We start from the raw sequence: 18925 nt of genomic DNA on the forward strand, positions 1-18925 counted from the left end.
AGCCTTGACGGCTCCTTTTTTGACATGGTCGGTGTGGATCAACTTTCGCTGGGCTTGTTGATCAGCGCGGGCCTGAATTTCACCAGGAAGGCCACCGTGATGATCAGGGTGCTGGCCAGCCCAATCATGGTGGAGACGCCCATCTCCAGCCCGAACCCGATGGGGGCGTTGGCCAGGTAGGTGAACACCACGGCGGTCATGAACATGGCGGGAATGGTGCAAACCCAGTGCAGCTTGCCCTCTTTGGCGAGGTAGGCCGCCGCCGCCCACAGCATCATCACGGCGGTGGTCTGGTTGGCCCAGCCGAAGTAGCGCCAGATCACCCCGAATTCGGCCTTGGAGATGATGAAACCGAGGATGAACATGGGGATGGCGATGAGCAGTCGCTTGGCCATGGGCTTCTGGGTCAGTTTCAGGAAGTCCGCGACAATGAGGCGGGCACTGCGAAACGCGGTGTCGCCGGAGGTGATGGGCAGGATCACCACGCCGAGGATGGCCAGGATGCCGCCGACGGTGCCGAGCAGGCTGGTGGAGACCTCGTGCACCACGGCAGAGGGGCCGCCGCTGGCCAGGGTGGCGTTGAGCGCCTCGGTGCTGTCGTAGAAGGAGAGACCCAGGGTGCACCAGATGAGGGCGATGATCCCTTCACCAATCATGGCGCCGTAGAAGATGAAACGGCCGGAGCTCTCGTTTTGCATGCAGCGCGCCATCAGCGGTGACTGGGTGGCGTGGAAGCCCGACACGGCGCCGCAGGCGATGGTGATGAACAACAGCGGCCACAGCGGCAGCTCGGTCGGGTGCAGGTTGGAGAAATCCATCCCGGTGTTGTAGAAGCCTTTGCCGGAGACGATGAGGCCGATGATGAGGCCGACCGACATGAACACCAGCAGGGCGCCGAAGATGGGGTAGAAACGGCCGATGATCTTGTCGATGGGCACGATGGTCGCCAGGATGTAGTAGGCGAAGATGGCCGCAATCCAGTAGACCAGATCGGTTGAGGTGAGGTTGGCCAGAAGGCCAGCCGGGCTCAGCACGAACACCACGCCCACCAGCATCAACAGCACCACGGCGAACAGGTTCATGAAGTGCTTGGCGGTGGTGCCCAGATGCTCACCGACCACGGTCGGCACCGAGGCGCCCTTGGCGCGCACCGACAGCATGCCGGAGAAGTAGTCGTGCACCGCACCGGCGAAGATGCAGCCGAAGACGATCCAGAGCATAGCGACCGGACCGTAGAGGGCGCCCAGGATGGGGCCGAAGATGGGGCCGACGCCGGCGATGTTGAGCAGCTGAACCAGATAGACCTTCTTGTCCGACATGGGGACATAGTCAACCCCGTCCGCCATGGTGATGGCGGGGGTTTTCAGCTCCGGCTTGGGGCCAAATATCCGTTCAATGAATTTGCCGTATACGAAATAGCCGGCTATCAGCAAGCCGACACAGAGGAAGAACCAGATCATTGCTACGCTCCTGCTTTGTTATTTTTAGGTGTGCGCAGCCACTCTAGGGCGTTGGGCTGTTAATGGCAGGTGAAAAAAGATGAGCGGCGCCATGGCGTGCCGAGCGGTCGGCGCTCGTGATCCGGCTCACACCGCGGGGCTTACTCCAGCCCCAGCATTTCCTTCAACTCCTTCAGGTAACGGCGACTGACCGGCACCCGGGCGCCGCTCGGCGTCACTATCTCCGCCAGCTGGTTCTCCAGCAGCCGGATCTCGAAGATGGCGGCTGGGGCCACCAGATACTGGCGATGGCAGCGCAGCAGCGGGGTCTTCTCCTCCAGTGATTTGAGGGTGAGCTGGGTATGGAACTGCTCGCCCTGGCTTGCCACGTGCACCCCACCGAGATCGGAGAAGGCGTACTCCACCTGTTCGATGGGCAGCAGCCGTACCCGGTTGTGCAGGTAGCCCGGGATATGGCGAATGGCGGGGGCGAGCGCCGTCATGGGCTGGGGGCTGAGATCTTGCCTGAGCCGCGCCAGCGTCTTGGCGAGGCGGGCCGGCTCCACCGGTTTGAGCAGGTAGTCGAAGGCGTTCTCCTCGAACGCCTGGATGGCGTACTCGTCAAAGGCGGTGACAAAGACGATGCGGGGCAGGGGATCGAGCATGGCCACCAGCTCCATGCCGCTGAGCTTGGGCATCTGGATGTCGAGAAACACCACGTCGGGTTTGAGCCGCTGAATAAGCGCCAGCGCCTCGATGGCATTGGCAGCCGCCCCCAGCAGATCGATATCGGGCTCGGCGACCAGGTGCTGCATCAGCTCCTCGCGGGCATAAAGCTCATCATCAACGATGAGGGTGCGGATCATGGGGTTCTCCTGCGTGATTGGGGTAGTGGGTGGAGATGGTGTTGGACGGTGACCGGTTCATGGCTGCTCCCTTGGCAGGGTGACGGAGACCCGGGTCCAGCAGTCGGGCTCGCAACTGACGCTCAGGCCATAGCGGTTGCCGAAAGCGCTCTGGAGACGCCGGTCCACCAGGGTCATGCCTAGCCCGTCGCCGGCCGGTTTCTCCTGCCAGGTGCCGGCATTGTCCTCCACGTGAATGATGACCCGCTCTGCCGTCTGCTCGGTGTAGAGGCGAATGTGCCCCTGCTCCAGCAGGGTGGAGGTGCCGTGCTTGATGGCATTCTCGATGAGAGGCTGCAGGGTGAAGCTCGGTAGCTTGAGGTCGGCGAGAGTCGGCGGGATCTCGTTTTGCACCGTCAGCCGGTCGCCAAAGCGGGCCAGCTCGATCTCCAGATAGGATTGGCAGTGCTCCTGCTCTTCTTGCAGGGTGGCCAGGCCGCTCTGGCGCTTGAGGTTCTTGCGAAAGAACAGGGAGAGGTGCAGCAGCAGCTGGCGCGCCCGCTCCGGCTCGCGCCGGGTGATGGCGCTGATGGTGTTGAGGGTGTTGAACAGAAAATGGGGATTGATCTGGGCTTGTACCAGCTTGAGCTCGGATTGCACCAGCAGCCGTTGCTGCTGTTCCAGCCGGCCGGTCAGCAACTGCTGGGAGAGCAGGTTGGCAATCCCTTCTCCCAGGGTGTGGTTGATCTTGAGAAACAGCCGCTTCTTGGGCTCGTAGAGTTTGATGGTGCCGATCACCCCCTCGTCGCCGTGCAGCGGGATCACCAGCACCGAGCCGAGCTGGCACTGGGGCGAGATACTGCAGCGGTAGGGCTGGCTGTTACCGTCGGCAAACAGCACCTTGTTGCGGGCGATGGCCTGCATGGTGATGGCCGAGGTGATGGGGGTACCTGGCCGGTGGTGATCCTCACCGATGCCGATGAAGGCGAGGATCTTGTCGGTATCCGTGATGGCGACGGCGCCCACCCCGGTCTCCTCCTGGATGATGCGGGCAATCTTCTGGCTGGCCTGTGGGGTGAAGCCCTGGCTCATGATGCCGACGGTGCGGTTGGCGATATTGAGCGCCTTGGCGGAGAAGACCCGGGAGAACTTCTCGTACATCTGCTGCTGATCGCGGATCATGCTGATGAAGAGCGCGGCGCCGCAGGAGTTGGCCAGGATCATGGGAGTGGCGATGGTGCGCACCAGCAGCAGGGATTTATCGAATGGCGTGGCCACCAGCAGGATGATCACCATCTGCATGATTTCGGCGTAGAGAGTGGTAAAAAAGGCGATGCGCGGCTCGAACAGCGCGTCCATCTTGCCCGCCCGCATCAGCCGCCAGTGCACCAGCCCACCCAACAGCCCCTCGCAGGTGGTGGAGATGGCGCAGGCGAGATCGGTGAAGCCGCCCAGGGTATAGCGGTGCAGGCCGCCGGTCAGCCCTACCAGAAAGCCCACCAGCGGGCCCCCCAGCAGCCCGCCCAGCACGGCGCCAACGGCGCGGGTATTGGCGATGGCGTCGTCGATGTCCAGCCCCACATAGGTGCCGAGAATGCAGAAGCAGGAGAAGGTAATGTAGATGAGCACCTTGTGAGGCAGCCTGACCGAGTAGTTGGCCAGCGGACGCAGCAGCGGACTCTTGGAAAAGAGGTAGGCGATGACCAGGCTGACGCTCATCTGTTGAAGCAGGGAGAGGACCAACTGCATAAAAAACGTTCCTCAGAGTCCGTGCCGAAAAAAGCGGCAACCTTGAATAAATGTGATCAGGATCTTGTTCTGCGGTGCGCCTGGGCGGGATTGCGGCCGCAGTGTGCCAGAAACGTGAAATAAAACCATATTAAATCAGCATGTTAAATTGATATTTGTGTAATCGACCAAGGGTTGATATTGCTGGATGGAGCATGAATGCATCCGCTGGATGCGCCACACGGAGGTGGCATGCTCCGCCCGGCCCCTTGGCTGGGCGTTTTTTATCCAGGGTGGATGGCGAACAATTTTGCGGGCAATCGAGTGATTATTCAGGTTTGTCCAATGAGTTATCCCCAGCTTCTGGGGATAACTCAGAAGGCAAAATAGTAACAGAAGCGTCGTGTCAGGTTGAAAAACAGCCGTTGTCCCTCATCCAGCTCTTCCTGTTTCAATATTCCGGCAATAATCCGCTCATCTTCCCGCAGGTCGATCATGGATACCGCTTCCGGGCGCTGGGCTTTGATATAGGGCAGGATCTTCGGTTTAAGGGGCATGGTGGGCTCGGTGGAGAGTACCAGCGCGATGCTCTCGTCCGAGAGTTTTACCAGAGAGCCCGGCGGATAGACCCCCAGCACCTTGATCAGCAACTTGACCAGATTCTGGTCGAATTTCTTCTGGGATAACTTGTAGAGCTGGCTGATGGCCTGACTCGGCGCAGCAGGATTGCCGCTGTTGCGGGGATGGAGCAGCTCGTCGTAGAAGTCGACCAGCCCGATGATCCGCGCCAGCGGCGGGATCTCGCCCCCCTTGATGCCAAGGGGAAAGCCGCTGCCGTCAAGGCGCTCGTGATGCAGATGGGCCACCTGGCGGATCTTGGGCTCGAAGGCCTGCAACTGGGTTAGCATCTCCAGCCCGTACTGGGGGTGCATGTTGAGGAAGTTCTGCTCCGACTTGTTGAGCTCCCCCCGTTTCTGGGTGATCTGGGTCGGGATCTTCAGCTCGCCGATGTCGTGCACCAGGCCGGCCAGCCCGGTCTCTTCGATTTCAATGGGGTTCATGCCGAGCTCGCGAGCCATCAACATGGCGATGAAGGCCACGTTCAGGCTGTGCTGCAGCAGGATGTCGGTGTGCGGGCTGCGAATGAGGTGCAGGCCGAGCGGCCCTTCGTGAGCGCTGATGCGGGCGGCGGCGTTGCGCACTATCTGTGCCGTGTTGGCGAGCCCTTCGTCCGGCTTGAGGTTCAGTGCCCCGAGCGCATCGCGCAGCTCGGACATGGATTGGCCGAAGGCCTTGTCGGCAGCGCGCAGGGAGCGGCGAAAGGCTTTCTCATCAAACGGCGGAGGGCCGCTATCAACCAGCTCTTCAATGAGCGACAGGTCTGGCCCGGCGGAAGGAATGTCACCGCGCAAGATGGGTTCGATAGGCAGGTCGCTCTTGTCAGGGTCCACCATCAGCAGGCTGAGCTCGAGATGGCGAATGATGTCGAGCTGCTGCTGATCCTTGATCTTGAATGCATTGAACATAAAAGGGTGGTTGGTCCATCCCGTGGGGAGATGGATGTAGTGACCTACTCTCAACTGCTCGATGGAGGCTTGTATCAGCGCCATACGCTAGCTCGCATTTCATGAATGCCTATGAACAAGCTAGCAAAATTAAGCAGATAGACAAACAAAAAAGCCCGCGCATGTGCGCGGGCTCTCGAGTCGGTTCAGCTTATCAGGCTTTGGACTTCTTCTTGCCTTCAACCTTGGCTTCTACCTTGGCCGCTACCTGAGCGTCTTCGGTGAAGGGACGGCCGTAGTAGGTGTCCAGCAGGATGGCTTTCAGCTCGCTGATCAGCGGGTAGCGCGGGTTGGCGCCGGTGCACTGGTCATCGAAGGCTTCTACGGCCAGTTGGTCAACCTTGGCCAGGAAGTCAGCTTCAGACACGCCGGCTTCACGGATGGAGGCCGGGATGCCCAGAGTGGCTTTCAGCTCGTCCAGCCAGGTCAGCAGCTTCTCAATCTTGGCAGCGGTACGGTCACCGGCGGCAGTCAGACCCAGGTGGTCGGCCACTTCGGCGTAGCGACGGCGAGCCTGCGGACGGTCGTACTGGGAGAACGCAGTCTGCTTGGTCGGGTTGTCGTTGGCGTTGTAGCGGATCACGTTGCTGATCAGCAGGGCGTTGGCCAAGCCGTGCGGAATGTGGAACTCGGCACCCAGTTTGTGAGCCATGGAGTGGCACACACCCAGGAAGGCGTTGGCGAACGCGATACCGGCGATGGTGGCGGCGTTGTGTACTTTCTCGCGAGCAACCGGGTCGTTGGCACCGTTCTGGTAGCTGGACGGCAGGTACTCTTTGAGCAGTTTCAGGGCTTGCAGCGCCTGACCGTCGGAGTACTCGTTGGCCAGTACGGAAACGTAGGCTTCCATGGCGTGAGTCACGGCATCGATACCGCCGAAGGCACACAGGGATTTGGGCATGCCCATGACCAGGTTGGCGTCGACGATGGCCATGTTCGGGGTCAGCTCGTAGTCGGCCAGCGGGTATTTCATGCCGGTGGCGTCGTCGGTCACGACCGCAAACGGGGTCACTTCAGAACCGGTACCGGAAGTGGTGGTGATACAGACCAGTTCGGCCTTCACACCCATTTTCGGGAACTTGTAGATACGCTTGCGGATGTCCATGAAGCGCATGGCCAGGTCTTCGAACGCGGTTTCCGGGTGCTCGTACATCACCCACATGATCTTGGCCGCATCCATCGGTGAACCACCGCCCAGCGCGACGATCACGTCCGGCTTGAAGGAGTGGGCCATCTCGGCGCCTTTGCGTACTACAGACAGAGTCGGGTCGGCTTCTACTTCGTAGAACACTTCCACTTCCATCTTCAGGCCCTTGAGCAGACGAACCACTTCGTCGGCGTAGCCGTTGTTGAACAGGAAGCGGTCGGTCACGACCAGTGCGCGCTTTTTACCTTCCAGGTCGCCCAGGGCGATCGGCAGGGAACCACGACGGAAGTAGATGGATTTCGGAAGTTTGTGCCACAGCATATTTTCTGCCCGTTTTGCGACTGTCTTCTTGTTGATCAGGTGCTTGGGACCCACGTTTTCGGAGATGGAGTTACCACCCCAGGAACCGCAACCCAGCGTCAAGGACGGTGCGATGGCAAAGTTGTACAGGTCACCGATACCACCCTGAGTGGTCGGGGTGTTGATCAGGATACGAGCGGTCTTCATCTTGTCGCCGAAGTACTTGATGCGGTCGGCGTTGCGATCCTGGTCGGTGTACAGGCCGGAGGTGTGGCCGATACCACCCAGGTTGACCATGGTGCAGGCCATTTCGACGGCTTCTTCGAAGTTCTTGGCACGGAACATACCCAGAGTCGGGGAGAGCTTCTCGTGAGCGAACTCTTCCTCTTCACACACTTCCAGACCTTCACCGATGAGGATCTTGGTGGTGGGGGGCACGGTTACGCCGGACATTTCGGCGATCTTGGTCGCAGGCTGGCCCACGATGTTGGCGTTCATGGCACCGTTGATCAGGATGACCTTGCGGACCTTGTCAGCTTCTTCTTTGGTCAGCACATAACCGTTGTGAGTCGCGAAACGCTCTTTCACCTGGTCATAGATGGAGTCAACCACGATGACGGCTTGCTCGGAGGCACAGACCACGCCGTTGTCGAAGGTTTTGGACATCAGGATGGAGGCGACGGCGCGCTTCACATCGGCAGTTTCGTCGATGACAACGGGTACGTTACCGGCACCTACACCGATGGCAGGTTTGCCAGAGGAGTAAGCGGCTTTCACCATGCCCGGGCCACCGGTGGCCAGGATCAGGTTGATGTCGTTGTGCTTCATCAGGGCGTTGGAGAGTTCAACGGTCGGTTGATCGATCCAGCCAATGATGTCTTTCGGTGCACCGGCGGCAATGGCTGCATCCAGTACCAGCTTGGCTGCGGTATTGGTGGAGTTCTTGGCACGGGGGTGCGGGGAGAAGATGATGGCGTTGCGGGTCTTCAGGGAGATCAGTGATTTGAAGATCGCAGTGGAGGTCGGGTTGGTGGTCGGTACGATACCGCAGATGATACCTACCGGCTCGGCGATGGTGATGGTACCCATCTCGTCATCTTCACTGAGGATGCCGCAGGTCTTCTCTTCTTTGTACTTGTTGTAGATGTATTCGGAGGCGAAGTGGTTCTTGATAACCTTGTCTTCGATGATACCCATACCGGATTCTTCCACGGCCATCTGGGCCAGGGGGATACGGGCATTGCTGGCGGCCAGGGCGGCGGCACGGAAGATCTTGTCTACCTGCTCTTGCGAGAAGCTGGCGAATTCACGCTGTGCTTCTTTGACGCGGGCGACCAGTGCATCCAGTTCAGCCATATTGGTTACTGCCATGTTTATCTCCTGATGATTTGAAAACTGTTTAGTAAGACGTTGGCAATGCCCGGCAATTATAGATGCCCTGTCAAGAACAGAATCACCACAACGGGGTATTTACATGCCTTACTAAATCGCTTTCTGAGTCGATTATAGAGCGGGGCTGACTCAGAAAAACTTGATCTGGATCATGTGTAACAAAAGAACAAAAGAAATTTTGTTTCACAATACATGTTTTCCAGATGTTGCGCAGTTGTAGAGTGAGCCAGAGATGGGATGAATGGGGCGTGAACAGGGGCTCACGCACTATTTTTCAAGCAGTTAGCACGACTACGTCCCAGTGTCCCCGGTGCGAGTCTTGGGGTAGTATGGGGGCGGCATTGTGATAGAAACGGCGATCATCCAGGATCAGATACTCGCCAGCGTTTAATTGTTGTTGAAAAAATGGTTGTTCTTTTAATCCATGATAGAGCTGCAAGGCGCCGCCGCTGACCCCGTCACTGCCACAAAAGAACACCCCGATGAAATCAAAGCCGTCCTGATGTACGCCTTCCGGGGCGGGCGGCACGCTTTCACCTTCGCCGGTGACGATACGCATCTGGTGAATGCCGATGGCCTGGCCATCCGCCAGCCGGGTATGGCGGGCAAAGCGGGCCAGCATCAGCTGAAAGGTGGGGTGGGCGACGAAGGCGGGATCCAGCTCGGCATAGGTTCTGGGCACGTCCCCCAGAAACTTGTTGATGGCGGCCGCCTGGAAGAAGACGCCGTTGTCGAGGGCATAAAAGTGGCTGCCCTCTTTTTCAACCCGGCCGTAACGGCGTTCGCGAAAGCGGCCCTGGATATAGGGATCAACCGGCAGCCGGTCGAAGAAGCCCAGCAGGGGGGCGACACTGCCAGCGGGCAGTGAATCCAGATGCCATTGCAACTTGATGTCCGTATCAATCATTACAAAATCCTTTTTTACGAAGATGAAATGTTGCGCCAAAACTCCGTGGCCACATAAAACTCGAAGTGATTTTATCAGAGTGTTAAATGGCGACAATCTTTATTAACAACTCGATATGTTGAATTTCGTCGTGACATTAGAGGAACTAACTGAAAAGCCACGGAAAGGGTGAGATTATTTGATTGGTGAAGGTTTCGGCCATGGTGTAAATTTACGCACGGTTTATCGGGGTGGCCCGCAGGGCCTCGTTCTACTTCTGGATGGCGCCTATGGCAGCAATTGACGTCTCTTTATATCTGAAGTTTTTCATCGGTTTGTTCGCAATCATCAACCCGCTCGGCCTGTTGCCGGTGTTTGTCAGCCTGACCAGCCATCAAACGCCGGAAGAGCGGATGAAGACCAACACCACCGCCAACATTGCGGTGATGATCATCCTGCTGGTCTCCATGTACATGGGGCAGCTGATCCTCGATGGTTTCGGCATTTCGCTGGCGTCGTTCCGCATTGCCGGCGGCTCGCTCATCACCCTGATCGCCTGGTCCATGCTGCAGGGCAAGCTGGGGGAGGTGAAGCACAACAAGCAGGAAAAAGGGGAGCTCGCCGCGCGGGAATCTGTCGCTGTGGTGCCGCTGGCGCTGCCGCTGATGGCCGGTCCCGGCGCCATCTCTTCCTCTATTGTCTATGCCAGCCAGAGCACCTGGTCCCAGATGCTGGGGATGTCGGTGGTGGTGATGGTGTTTGCCTTCTGCTCCTGGCTCATCTTCCGCGCCGCCCCCCTGCTGTTCAAGGTGATGGGCAACACCGGCATCAACGTGGTCACCCGGATCATGGGTCTCATCATGATGTCGCTTGGCATCGAGATCATGGTGGCGGGGATCAAGGGGGTCTTCCCTGGATTGATGTGATTCAGGTCTGTTTTGTTGGAGCCGGTCCTTGTGACCGGCTTTTTATTGTTTCTTTTTTGTTGGTCATTTCCTAGAATCGAGCGGGTTTGTATAAAAAACGTCCATTACGGGATATTTAAATTCTGAATAATTGGTTAAAAGCTGCTTTTTTGACCATGAAGTCCAGTCCTGCCTGACGATATCTATTGCATTATCAGAAATGTCAGGGAATTATGCTGGCAGCGGGGTACTTATCTCGTCGATGGAAAATTGCATGGAATGTTCTTGTGGAGTATGGAAATGACTCATAAAAAAACAATGATTAATACCCTCTTGGTGGCAGCACTGTTCGGCGGTGTCAACGCGGCACAAGCCGCCGATGTTCCCGCAGGTACCAAACTGGCTGACGTTCAGCAGCTGGTAAAAGGCAATGGCTCCGAGCCTGCCACTCTCGACCCGCACAAAACCGAAGGAACGGTTGAATCCAATATTCTGCGTGACCTGTTCGAAGGTCTCGTTGCCTCCGGCCCCAAAGGGGAAATTCTTCCCGCCATGGCCGAGTCCTGGGAAACCAAGGACAACAAACACTTCGTGTTCCACCTGCGCAAAGATGCCAAGTGGTCCAACGGGGATCCCGTGACAGCCCACGATTTCGAGTTCGCCTTCAAGCGGGCCGTGGATCCCAAGACGGCGTCTCCCTACTCCTGGTATCTGGAGATCCCGACCATCGTCAATGCCAGCGAGATCATCGCCGGCAAGAAAGCGGCCGACACCCTGGGTGTGAAGGCAGTGGACGACTACACCTTCGAGGTGCAGCTGGAGAAGGCGGTGCCTTACTTCGTCAGCATGCTCTCCCACACCACCACCTACCCGGTGCCGAAGAAGGTGATCGAGAAGTTCGGTGACAAGTGGACCCAGCCCGGCAACATGGTATCCAACGGTGCCTATGTGCTGAAGGATTGGGTGGTCAACGAGCGCGTCGACGTCGAGCGCAACCCGAACTACTGGAACAACGCCAAGACCGTCATCAACAAGGTGACCTATCTGCCGATCCAGTCCACCAACGCCGAACTGAACCGCTATCTGGCTGGCGAAGTGGATCTCACCTACAACATGCCCATCGAGCGCTTCAAGCAGATGAAGAAGGAGCTGCCAAACGAGGTGAAGGTGAGCGGCTATGTCGGTACCTACTACTACCAGTACAACTTCAAGCACAAGCCGTTTGACGATGTGCGGGTGCGTACCGCCCTCTCTTATGCCATCGACCGCAACGTGATCGCCGACAAGGTGATGGGCAAGGGCGAGACTCCGGGATACACCCTGGTGCCTGATTTCGTGGACGGCTTCAAGCCGGTGGCACCGGCCTGGTCCAAGCTGACCCAGGCAGAGCGCGATGCCAAGGCGAAAGAGCTGCTGACCGAAGCCGGTTTCGGCCCGGGCAAGCCGCTCAAGTTCGAGCTGCTCTACAACACCGACGACAACCACAAGAAGGTGGCGGTTGCCGTGGCCTCCATGTGGAAGAAGCTGGGCGTGCAGGTGAGCCTGGTCAACCAGGAATGGAAAACCTATCTGGAAACCAAGAAGCAGGGTCAGTTTGATGTGGGTCGTGCCGGCTGGATCGCCGACTACAACGAAGCCTCTTCCATGCTGGATCTGATGCAGACCACCCACGGCAACAACGACGGCAAATACTCCAACCCGGCGTTTGACAAGCTGATGAACGAGTCCCGCAATCAGGTGGATGCCGATGCCCGCAACAAGCTCTATGTGCAGGCTGAAGAGATCCTGGCCAAGGACATGCCGATCGCTCCCATCTATCAGTACGTGACCTCCCGCATGGTCAAGTCCTACGTGGGCGGCTACCCGGCCAACCCGCTGGACAACCTCTACAGCAAAGACATGTACATCATTGCTCACTGAGTAAAGTAACACGTCGCATAACAAAGCAGGCCCGCCGGATGGCGGGCCTTTATTACAACCGCGACCCTTTGGAAGCAGTACAGGACAGGAATTGTCTATGTTGAAATTCATTTTTAAACGTCTACTGGAAGCGATCCCGACTCTGCTGGTCTTGATCACCGTCTCCTTCTTCATGATGCGTTTCGCGCCGGGCAACCCCTTCACCAGCGAACGCTCCCTGCCGCCGGAAGTTCTGGCCAACATCGAAGCCAAATATGGCCTCGACAAGCCCATCGGCGTGCAATACCTCACCTATTTGGGCAATCTGGTTCAGGGCGACCTCGGTCCCTCCTTCAAATACAAGGACTTTACCGTCAACGATCTGGTGAGCCAGGCGCTGCCGGTATCGGCCAAGATTGGCTCCTTCGCATTTCTGTTCGCGGTGACGCTGGGGGTCACCTTCGGCACCATTGCCGCCTTGAAACAGAATACCGTCATCGACTACCTGTTGATGTCGTCGGCCATGGCCGGGGTGGTGATCCCGGGCTTTGTGCTGGCTCCCTTGCTGGTGTTGCTGTTCAGTATTCATCTCGGCTGGTTCCCGGCCGGTGGCTGGCAGGGTGGTGGGGTGCAATTCATGGTGCTGCCGGTGTTCGGCATGATGATGTACTACATCTCCGCCATCTCGCGGATCATGCGGGGCAGCATGATCGAGACTATGAACTCCAACTTCATCCGTACCGCCCGCGCCAAGGGCTTGCCGCTGCGCCACATCATCCTCAAGCACGCGCTGCGTCCGGCCATGCTGCCGGTGGTCTCCTATCTGGGACCGGCATTTGTCGGCATCATCACGGGTTCCGTGGTGATCGAAACCATCTTCGGCCTGCCGGGGATTGGCCAGCTGTTCGTCAACGGTGCCCTCAACCGTGATTACTCCATGGTGCTCGGTCTGACCATTCTGGTCGGCGCCCTCACCATCACCTTTAACGCCGTGGTCGATATTCTCTATGCCTTTATCGATCCCAAGATCCGTTACTAAGTCGGGAGTACATCATGGTTGTCACAACTGAAAAACGCGAAGCCGTCGAGGCGTTCGCCCAGCAAGTGGAAGTGGTGGAAGGACGCTCCCTGTGGAAGGATGCCCGTCGCCGTTTCCTGCGCAACAAGGCCGCGCTCACCAGCCTCATCATCCTGACCATCATCGGTCTGGCGGTGATCGTAGGGCCGCATCTGTCCCAATACACCTTCGACGATCCTGACTGGGGCGCCATGCAGGCAGCTCCGGACATGGAAACCGGCCACTGGTTTGGCACCGACAGCTTGGGGCGCGATCTGTTCGTGCGCACCCTGCTCGGCGGGCGCATCTCGCTGATGGTCGGCATCATGGGGGCCATGGTGGCCGTCATCATCGGCACCCTCTACGGCGCGGCCTCCGGCTTTATCGGCGGCCGGGTCGACAGCCTGATGATGCGGGTGCTTGAGATCCTCAACGCCTTCCCCTTCATGTTCTTCGTGATCATGCTGGTGACCTTCTTCGGCCGCAACCTAGCGCTCATCTTCATCGCCATCGGCGCGGTGAGCTGGCTCGACATGGCGCGGATCGTGCGAGGCCAGACCCTGAGTCTCAAGAGCAAGGAGTTCATCGAGGCGGCTCATGTCTGCGGCGTCTCCAAGTGGAAGATCATCACCCGTCACATCGTGCCAAACGTGCTGGGGATCGTGGCGGTCTACGCCACCCTGTTGGTGCCGGGCATGATCATGTTCGAATCCTTCCTGAGCTTCCTGGGACTGGGCGTACAAGAGCCCATGACCAGCTGGGGCGCTCTGCTTGATGAAGGCTCCAAGTCGATGGAAGTGGCCATCTGGCAACTCCTGTTCCCCGCCGGTTTCATGGTGGTGACCCTGTTTTGCTTCAACTTCCTCGGGGATGGTCTGCGTGACGCCCTCGATCCGAAGGATCGCTGAGAAAGCGGCGAAAGATCGCTGATAGAACGGCGAAGAAGCGCTGAAACAACGCGCCGAGGGGCCGCAGAGTGCGGCTCAATCGGGCGGCTAGCGCATCGGATCGACAGGAAAACGTCACGAAAGATCGATAAGGAGTTTTTATGAAATTACTGGATGTAAAAGATCTGCGGGTCGAGTTCAAGACCCCGGACGGCAATGTGGTGGCGGTCAACGACCTCAACTTCTCCCTCGCTGCGGGCGAGACCCTGGGGATCGTCGGCGAGTCCGGTTCGGGCAAATCCCAGACCGCGTTCGCCATCATGGGGCTGCTGGCCAAGAACGGCGTCATCACCGGTTCGGCCAAATTTCAGGGCGACGAGATCCTGAATCTGCCGGAGCACAAGCTCAACAAGATCCGCTCCGAGAAGATCGCCATGATCTTCCAGGACCCCATGACCTCGCTCAACCCTTACATGAAGGTGAAGGATCAGCTGATGGAAGTGCTGATGCTGCACAAGGGCGTCAGCAAGGCCGAAGCGTTCGAAGAGTCGGTGCGCATGCTGGATGCGGTCAAGATCCCGGAAGCGCGCAAGCGGATGGGGATGTATCCTCACGAATTTTCCGGTGGCATGCGCCAGCGGGTGATGATCGCCATGGCGCTGTTGTGCCGGCCGCAGCTGCTCATCGCCGACGAGCCGACCACCGCGCTGGACGTGACCGTACAGGCCCAGATCATGACCCTGATGAACGAGCTCAAGCGCGAGTTCAACACCGCCATCATCATGATCACCCACGATCTGGGCGTGGTGGCGGGCATCTGCGACAAGGTGTTGGTGATGTATGCCGGTCGTACCATGGAGTACGGCAAGGTCAACGATATCTTCTATCGCCCGAGCCACCCCTATACCGAGGGCTTGTTGCGCGCCATTCCCCGCCTCGATACCGAAGGGGAAGAGCTGCCCACCATCCCGGGCAATCCGCCCAACCTGCTGCGTCTGCCCACCGGCTGTCCCTTCCAGGAGCGCTGCCACCGGGTGAGCGAGATTTGCGGCAAGCAGTCGCCAGTTCTGACGCCGTTCAACGACGGCCGGGAGCGGGCCTGCCATTGGGTGTCTGATGCCATCAATGCCAAGGAGGTGAGCGTATGAATGCTGTTATATGCGGCCAGCAATCCTCCAAGCTCCTGACGCCGTTCAACGACGGTCGGGAGCGGGCCTGCCACTGGGTATCGGATGCCATGATCAAGGGAGTGAACTAAATGGGGACTGACAAGAAACTGCTGCTGGAAGTGTCCGACCTCAAGGTCCACTTCAGCATCAAGAGTGACAAGGCCTGGCCCTGGGCCAAACCCTCCGCCCTGAAGGCGGTGGACGGGGTGACCCTGCGCCTGTATGAAGGGGAGACCCTCGGGGTGGTGGGGGAGTCGGGTTGTGGCAAATCCACCTTTGCCCGGGCGCTGATCGGCCTGGTGCCGGCCACCGACGGCAAGGTAGTGTGGCTGGGCAACGATCTGACCAAGCTCGACCAGAAGGCGCTGCGCGAGAAGCGCAAAGAGATCCAGATGATCTTCCAGGATCCGCTGGCCTCCCTCAACCCGCGCATGACCATCGGCGACATCATCGCCGAGCCGCTCATCACCTTCTATCCCGACCTCTCCCGAGATCAGGTGAAGGAGAAGGTGCGGGCCATGATGAGCAAGGTGGGGCTCTTGCCCAACCTGGTGAACCGCTACCCTCACGAGTTCTCCGGCGGTCAGTGTCAACGCATCGGCATCGCCCGGGCGCTGATCCTCGAGCCCAAGATGATCATCTGCGACGAGCCGGTGTCGGCGCTGGACGTCTCCATTCAGGCGCAGGTGGTCAACCTGCTCAAGGCTATCCAGAAGGAGATGGGGCTGTCGCTCATCTTCATCGCCCACGACCTGTCGGTGGTCAAGCACATCTCGGATCGGGTGCTGGTGATGTATCTGGGCAATGCGGTGGAGCTGGGGACCCGCAAGGAGATCTTCGCCAACCCCTTGCACCCCTATACCAAGGCGCTGATGTCGGCGGTGCCCATTCCGGATCCGGATCTGGAGCGCAGCAAGACCATCCAGATCCTGGAGGGTGATTTGCCATCGCCGATGAACCCGCCGTCAGGCTGCGTGTTCCGCACCCGCTGCCCGGTGGCCGGCCCTGAGTGTGCCAAGACCCGGCCCCAGCTCGAGGGCAACTTCGACCATGCGGTCTCCTGCCTCAAGGCGGATCCGCTCTGAGGATGAGCAGGCAGAACAGGGCGCCTAGGTGGCGCCCTGTTTTTTTGCAGCCGGCATGAAGATGCCTCTTGGCGTGATCTTTTTCCGCTGTTACTATCCGCGCAACAAGGGGAGTAACTTCTCGCCGGTTTGTCGTCATTACGGTGCACCCATATCCTGCAGTGCACCCGGCAGCCGGGCAGTTGACGCAAGTCGGCTGTAAGTGAGACCTTGCCGAGAGGCAAGGTGTATCTGCTCCAAACGCAAACCCACGCCTCTCGGTCGTGGGTTTTGTCGTTTTTGGGAGAAGTGAATATGGGTGAATGGTGGATGTGGACCGGTTTCTTCAGCATAGTGCTGGTCCTGTTATGGATAGACATACGGTTTGTCGGTGGTGGCAAATCCCACAAGGTGTCGCTCAAAGAGGCAGGTATCTGGTCCCTTATCTGGGTCAGCGTGGCGCTGCTCTTCAATCTGGCCATCTGGCTCTGGCTGGATCACAGCGCAGGCCGTGAAATTGCCAACCAGAAGGGGCTGGAGTTCCTCACCGGCTACCTCATCGAGAAGGCACTGGCGGTGGACAACGTCTTTGTCTGGCTGATGCTGTTCGGCTACTTTGCCATTCCGGCCGAGCTGCAGCGCCGGGTGCTGCTCTACGGGGTACTGGGTGCCATCGTGATGCGGGCCGGCATGGTGTTCGCCGGCAGCTGGCTTATCGAGCAGTTCCACTGGATCCTCTACCTGTTCGGCGCCTTCCTGCTGCTAACCGGGGTCAAGATGCTGTGGGCGGCTGACAAGGAGCCCGATCTGGCCAACAACCCGCTGCTGGGCTGGATGCGCCGTCGCTTCAAGGTGACGGAGACGCTGGAGGGGGAGAACTTCTTCGTCTGGCGTGACGGTGTGCGCTATGCCACCCCGTTGCTGCTGATCCTGGTGCTGGTAGAGGTGAGCGACCTTATCTTTGCGGTAGACAGCATCCCGGCCATCTTCGCGGTGACCACGGATCCCTTCATCGTGCTGACCTCCAACATCTTCGCCATCATGGGTCTACGTGCAATGTACTTCCTGCTGGCCGGCGTGGCCGAGCGTTTTGCCCTGCTCAAGTACGGCCTGGCGCTGATCCTGATGTTTATCGGGGTCAAGATGCTGCTGCTGGATATCTTCAAGATCCCGACCGGCATCGCATTGGGCGTGGTTGCGCTGATCCTGCTGGCCTCCATGGGGTTGAGCCTCTGGGTGACCCGCAAGAAAACGGCATAATTGGCAAACAAGCAAAAGGGCTCCCGCGGGAGCCCTTTTTTATGGCAAAGACTGGCTTAGCGCTTGATCTTCTTGGGGTTGGTGTAGCCCCAGATGGTGTACATGTCCGCCAGCAGGGCGCCGTTGTACTCCTCGAGATCCGCCTGTTTCACCTCGGCACTTCCCTGACGGCCAAACAGCACCACCTCGTCACCGGGTTTGACCCCTTTGAGGTCGGTCACATCCACCATGATGGTGTTCATGGAGGTCTTGCCGACCACCGGCACCTTCTGGCCCTGGATCAGCACATAGGCCTTGTTGCTCAGCGCCCGGCGATAGCCGTCGGAGTAGCCGAGTGGCAGGTTGGCGAGCCAGGAGTCGCGCTTGAGGGTGAACGTGCGGTCATAACCGACGGTGTTGCCGGCCGGGTAGTGGTTGACGGAGGCAACCTGGGTCTTGAACGCCATTACCCGCTTGTACTCGGTGTAGGAGGGGATGGAGTCACCGTACAGCAGGCCGCCCGGGCGCACCATGTCGAAGTAGGCGTCCGGCACTTCCAGGGTGGCGAAGGAGTTGGCGGCGTGGATGGTGATCTTGTTGCGATCCAGCTTGCCCGCTTCCAGCAGCCACTGGGAGTCCAGCTTGAACTGGGCCAGTCCCATCTTGACGTCCTCTTTCTCCTCCACCGGGAAGTGGGTCATGATGCCGACCGGGGTGATCCCCTTGAGCTTGAGCATGGCCAGCGCGTCTTCCTTGGAGTCAGCCAGACGCAGATCGATGCCGTTGCGGCTCATACCGGCGGAGTTGAGCGCGATGTGCACCGGGATATTGGTGTGGTGGCGCTGGGCGATGTCGGCGATGCCTTGGGCACTCACCAGGCTGCCGATGAGCTCTTCCATCTTGTAGGGCAGGGCCTGCTCGACTTCGACCGGGGTGGCGGCACGTACCCGCATCAGGCGGCCGGTGAAGCCCTTCTCGCGGGCCACGCGGGCTTCTTCGTTGCTGGCGATGCCGATGCAGGGAATGCCGGCCTTGACCACAGAGGGCACCAGCAGGTCGATGCCGTGGCCGTAGGCGTCGGCCTTCATGATGGCGCAGATCTTCGGCCCTTTGTCACCGAGGCGATCCTTGAGGGTCTGGATGTTGTGCTCGAAGGCGCCGAGATCGACTTCCAGCCAGGCATTGCTGGCGGTCTGCACTTCGCCGTTGCGATGATCGCTGGCCAACGGCAGGTAAGGGGCCGCGACGGCCTGACCGGCCAGCAGGCCCAGGATCAGGGTGGCCAGCAGTGTCTTCTTGTGCATGGGGTGGTTCCTTTTTTATTGTTTGGGTTGAGGTGCATGACGGCCGCCAGGCGGCCGTTTTCACGCAGGTGGGATAAAGTGTAGCCAAGGCATTGTTAT

Annotated in this window: 15 protein-coding genes; 8 read left to right on the top strand and 7 right to left on the bottom strand. The window is 59.0% G+C overall.

The annotated features are described in order from the left end of the window. Positions 1-38 precede the first annotated feature (38 nt). From AACQ43_RS10510 to AACQ43_RS10535, 6 genes are all read right to left on the bottom strand, one after another. Positions 39-1460, bottom strand: a complete 1422-nt coding sequence (locus AACQ43_RS10510) for a carbon starvation CstA family protein (protein WP_076360991.1) — start codon at positions 1458-1460, stop codon at positions 39-41. A gap of 140 nt (positions 1461-1600) precedes the next feature. After that, positions 1601-2305, bottom strand: coding sequence for a two-component system response regulator BtsR (gene btsR, locus AACQ43_RS10515; protein ID WP_168967213.1), 705 nt, complete (start codon positions 2303-2305; stop codon positions 1601-1603). Positions 2306-2362: 57 nt separating this feature from the next. Continuing rightward, entirely contained in the window at positions 2363-4033 is a 1671-nt protein-coding gene (locus AACQ43_RS10520; RefSeq protein ID WP_168967214.1) for a sensor histidine kinase, read from the bottom strand. A 353-nt stretch (positions 4034-4386) separates the two neighbouring features. Further along, a complete protein-coding gene (locus AACQ43_RS10525; protein WP_076360988.1) occupies positions 4387-5622 on the bottom strand; it encodes an HD-GYP domain-containing protein in 1236 nt (411 codons plus the stop codon). Between the two features lie 109 nt (positions 5623-5731). Beyond that, a complete protein-coding gene (adhE, locus tag AACQ43_RS10530; RefSeq protein WP_168967215.1) occupies positions 5732-8395 on the bottom strand; it encodes a bifunctional acetaldehyde-CoA/alcohol dehydrogenase in 2664 nt (887 codons plus the stop codon). Between the two features lie 295 nt (positions 8396-8690). Next, on the bottom strand, positions 8691-9323 hold the full coding sequence (locus AACQ43_RS10535) for a 2OG-Fe dioxygenase family protein (RefSeq protein WP_168967216.1): 633 nt from the start codon (positions 9321-9323) through the stop codon (positions 8691-8693). Between the two features lie 269 nt (positions 9324-9592). Between AACQ43_RS10535 and AACQ43_RS10540 the strand changes: the two genes are divergently transcribed. From AACQ43_RS10540 to AACQ43_RS10575, 8 genes are all read left to right on the top strand, one after another. Continuing rightward, positions 9593-10228 (top strand): YchE family NAAT transporter, encoded by a 636-nt coding sequence (locus tag AACQ43_RS10540; RefSeq protein ID WP_016351085.1) that lies wholly within the window; start codon positions 9593-9595, stop codon positions 10226-10228. Positions 10229-10507: 279 nt separating this feature from the next. Then, positions 10508-12127, top strand: coding sequence for an ABC transporter substrate-binding protein (locus AACQ43_RS10545; RefSeq protein WP_076360985.1), 1620 nt, complete (start codon positions 10508-10510; stop codon positions 12125-12127). A 97-nt stretch (positions 12128-12224) separates the two neighbouring features. Further along, positions 12225-13145 carry an oligopeptide ABC transporter permease OppB gene (gene oppB, locus AACQ43_RS10550; RefSeq protein ID WP_011706429.1) on the top strand — a complete coding sequence of 307 codons (921 nt, stop codon included), beginning with the start codon at positions 12225-12227 and terminating at the stop codon, positions 13143-13145. 14 nt (positions 13146-13159) lie between these two features. Beyond that, positions 13160-14071, top strand: a complete 912-nt coding sequence (gene oppC / locus AACQ43_RS10555) for an oligopeptide ABC transporter permease OppC (protein ID WP_011706428.1) — start codon at positions 13160-13162, stop codon at positions 14069-14071. Positions 14072-14211: 140 nt separating this feature from the next. Then, positions 14212-15198, top strand: a complete 987-nt coding sequence (locus tag AACQ43_RS10560) for an ABC transporter ATP-binding protein (protein WP_168967217.1) — start codon at positions 14212-14214, stop codon at positions 15196-15198. Then, positions 15195-15308: a hypothetical protein gene (locus AACQ43_RS10565; RefSeq protein ID WP_016351082.1), complete on the top strand. Its 114-nt coding sequence runs from the start codon at positions 15195-15197 to the stop codon at positions 15306-15308. The genes AACQ43_RS10560 and AACQ43_RS10565 overlap by 4 nt, the downstream gene beginning before the upstream one ends. Further along, positions 15309-16304 (top strand): murein tripeptide/oligopeptide ABC transporter ATP binding protein OppF, encoded by a 996-nt coding sequence (oppF, locus tag AACQ43_RS10570; protein ID WP_011706426.1) that lies wholly within the window; start codon positions 15309-15311, stop codon positions 16302-16304. Positions 16305-16598: 294 nt separating this feature from the next. Then, positions 16599-17543, top strand: a complete 945-nt coding sequence (locus AACQ43_RS10575; RefSeq protein WP_168967218.1) for a TerC family protein — start codon at positions 16599-16601, stop codon at positions 17541-17543. Between the two features lie 56 nt (positions 17544-17599). Here the strand turns inward: AACQ43_RS10575 and alr are convergent, their stop codons facing one another. Continuing rightward, the gene (alr, locus tag AACQ43_RS10580; protein ID WP_168967219.1) at positions 17600-18826 is read right to left on the bottom strand and encodes an alanine racemase; all 1227 of its coding nucleotides are present in this window, start codon (positions 18824-18826) and stop codon (positions 17600-17602) included. Between the last annotated feature and the right edge of the window lie 99 nt (positions 18827-18925).

Origin of the sequence: Aeromonas sp. DNRA1 (assembly GCF_963888745.1) — a bacterium.
Lineage (GTDB): Bacteria > Pseudomonadota > Gammaproteobacteria > Enterobacterales > Aeromonadaceae > Aeromonas > Aeromonas hydrophila.

What these genes read in the sequence shown, in the direction of transcription:
- AACQ43_RS10510 (WP_076360991.1), bottom strand. Translation starts at nt 1,460, where the DNA reads ATGATCTGGTTCTTCCTCTGTGTCGGCTTGCTGATAGCCGGCTATTTC.
- AACQ43_RS10540 (WP_016351085.1), top strand. Translation starts at nt 9,593, where the DNA reads ATGGCAGCAATTGACGTCTCTTTATATCTGAAGTTTTTCATCGGTTTG.
- btsR (WP_168967213.1), bottom strand. Translation starts at nt 2,305, where the DNA reads ATGATCCGCACCCTCATCGTTGATGATGAGCTTTATGCCCGCGAGGAG.
- AACQ43_RS10520 (WP_168967214.1), bottom strand. Translation starts at nt 4,033, where the DNA reads ATGCAGTTGGTCCTCTCCCTGCTTCAACAGATGAGCGTCAGCCTGGTC.
- oppF (WP_011706426.1), top strand. Translation starts at nt 15,309, where the DNA reads ATGGGGACTGACAAGAAACTGCTGCTGGAAGTGTCCGACCTCAAGGTC.
- AACQ43_RS10525 (WP_076360988.1), bottom strand. Translation starts at nt 5,622, where the DNA reads ATGGCGCTGATACAAGCCTCCATCGAGCAGTTGAGAGTAGGTCACTAC.
- adhE (WP_168967215.1), bottom strand. Translation starts at nt 8,395, where the DNA reads ATGGCAGTAACCAATATGGCTGAACTGGATGCACTGGTCGCCCGCGTC.
- alr (WP_168967219.1), bottom strand. Translation starts at nt 18,826, where the DNA reads ATGCACAAGAAGACACTGCTGGCCACCCTGATCCTGGGCCTGCTGGCC.
- AACQ43_RS10575 (WP_168967218.1), top strand. Translation starts at nt 16,599, where the DNA reads ATGGGTGAATGGTGGATGTGGACCGGTTTCTTCAGCATAGTGCTGGTC.
- AACQ43_RS10565 (WP_016351082.1), top strand. Translation starts at nt 15,195, where the DNA reads ATGAATGCTGTTATATGCGGCCAGCAATCCTCCAAGCTCCTGACGCCG.
- oppB (WP_011706429.1), top strand. Translation starts at nt 12,225, where the DNA reads ATGTTGAAATTCATTTTTAAACGTCTACTGGAAGCGATCCCGACTCTG.
- AACQ43_RS10560 (WP_168967217.1), top strand. Translation starts at nt 14,212, where the DNA reads ATGAAATTACTGGATGTAAAAGATCTGCGGGTCGAGTTCAAGACCCCG.
- oppC (WP_011706428.1), top strand. Translation starts at nt 13,160, where the DNA reads ATGGTTGTCACAACTGAAAAACGCGAAGCCGTCGAGGCGTTCGCCCAG.
- AACQ43_RS10545 (WP_076360985.1), top strand. Translation starts at nt 10,508, where the DNA reads ATGACTCATAAAAAAACAATGATTAATACCCTCTTGGTGGCAGCACTG.
- AACQ43_RS10535 (WP_168967216.1), bottom strand. Translation starts at nt 9,323, where the DNA reads ATGATTGATACGGACATCAAGTTGCAATGGCATCTGGATTCACTGCCC.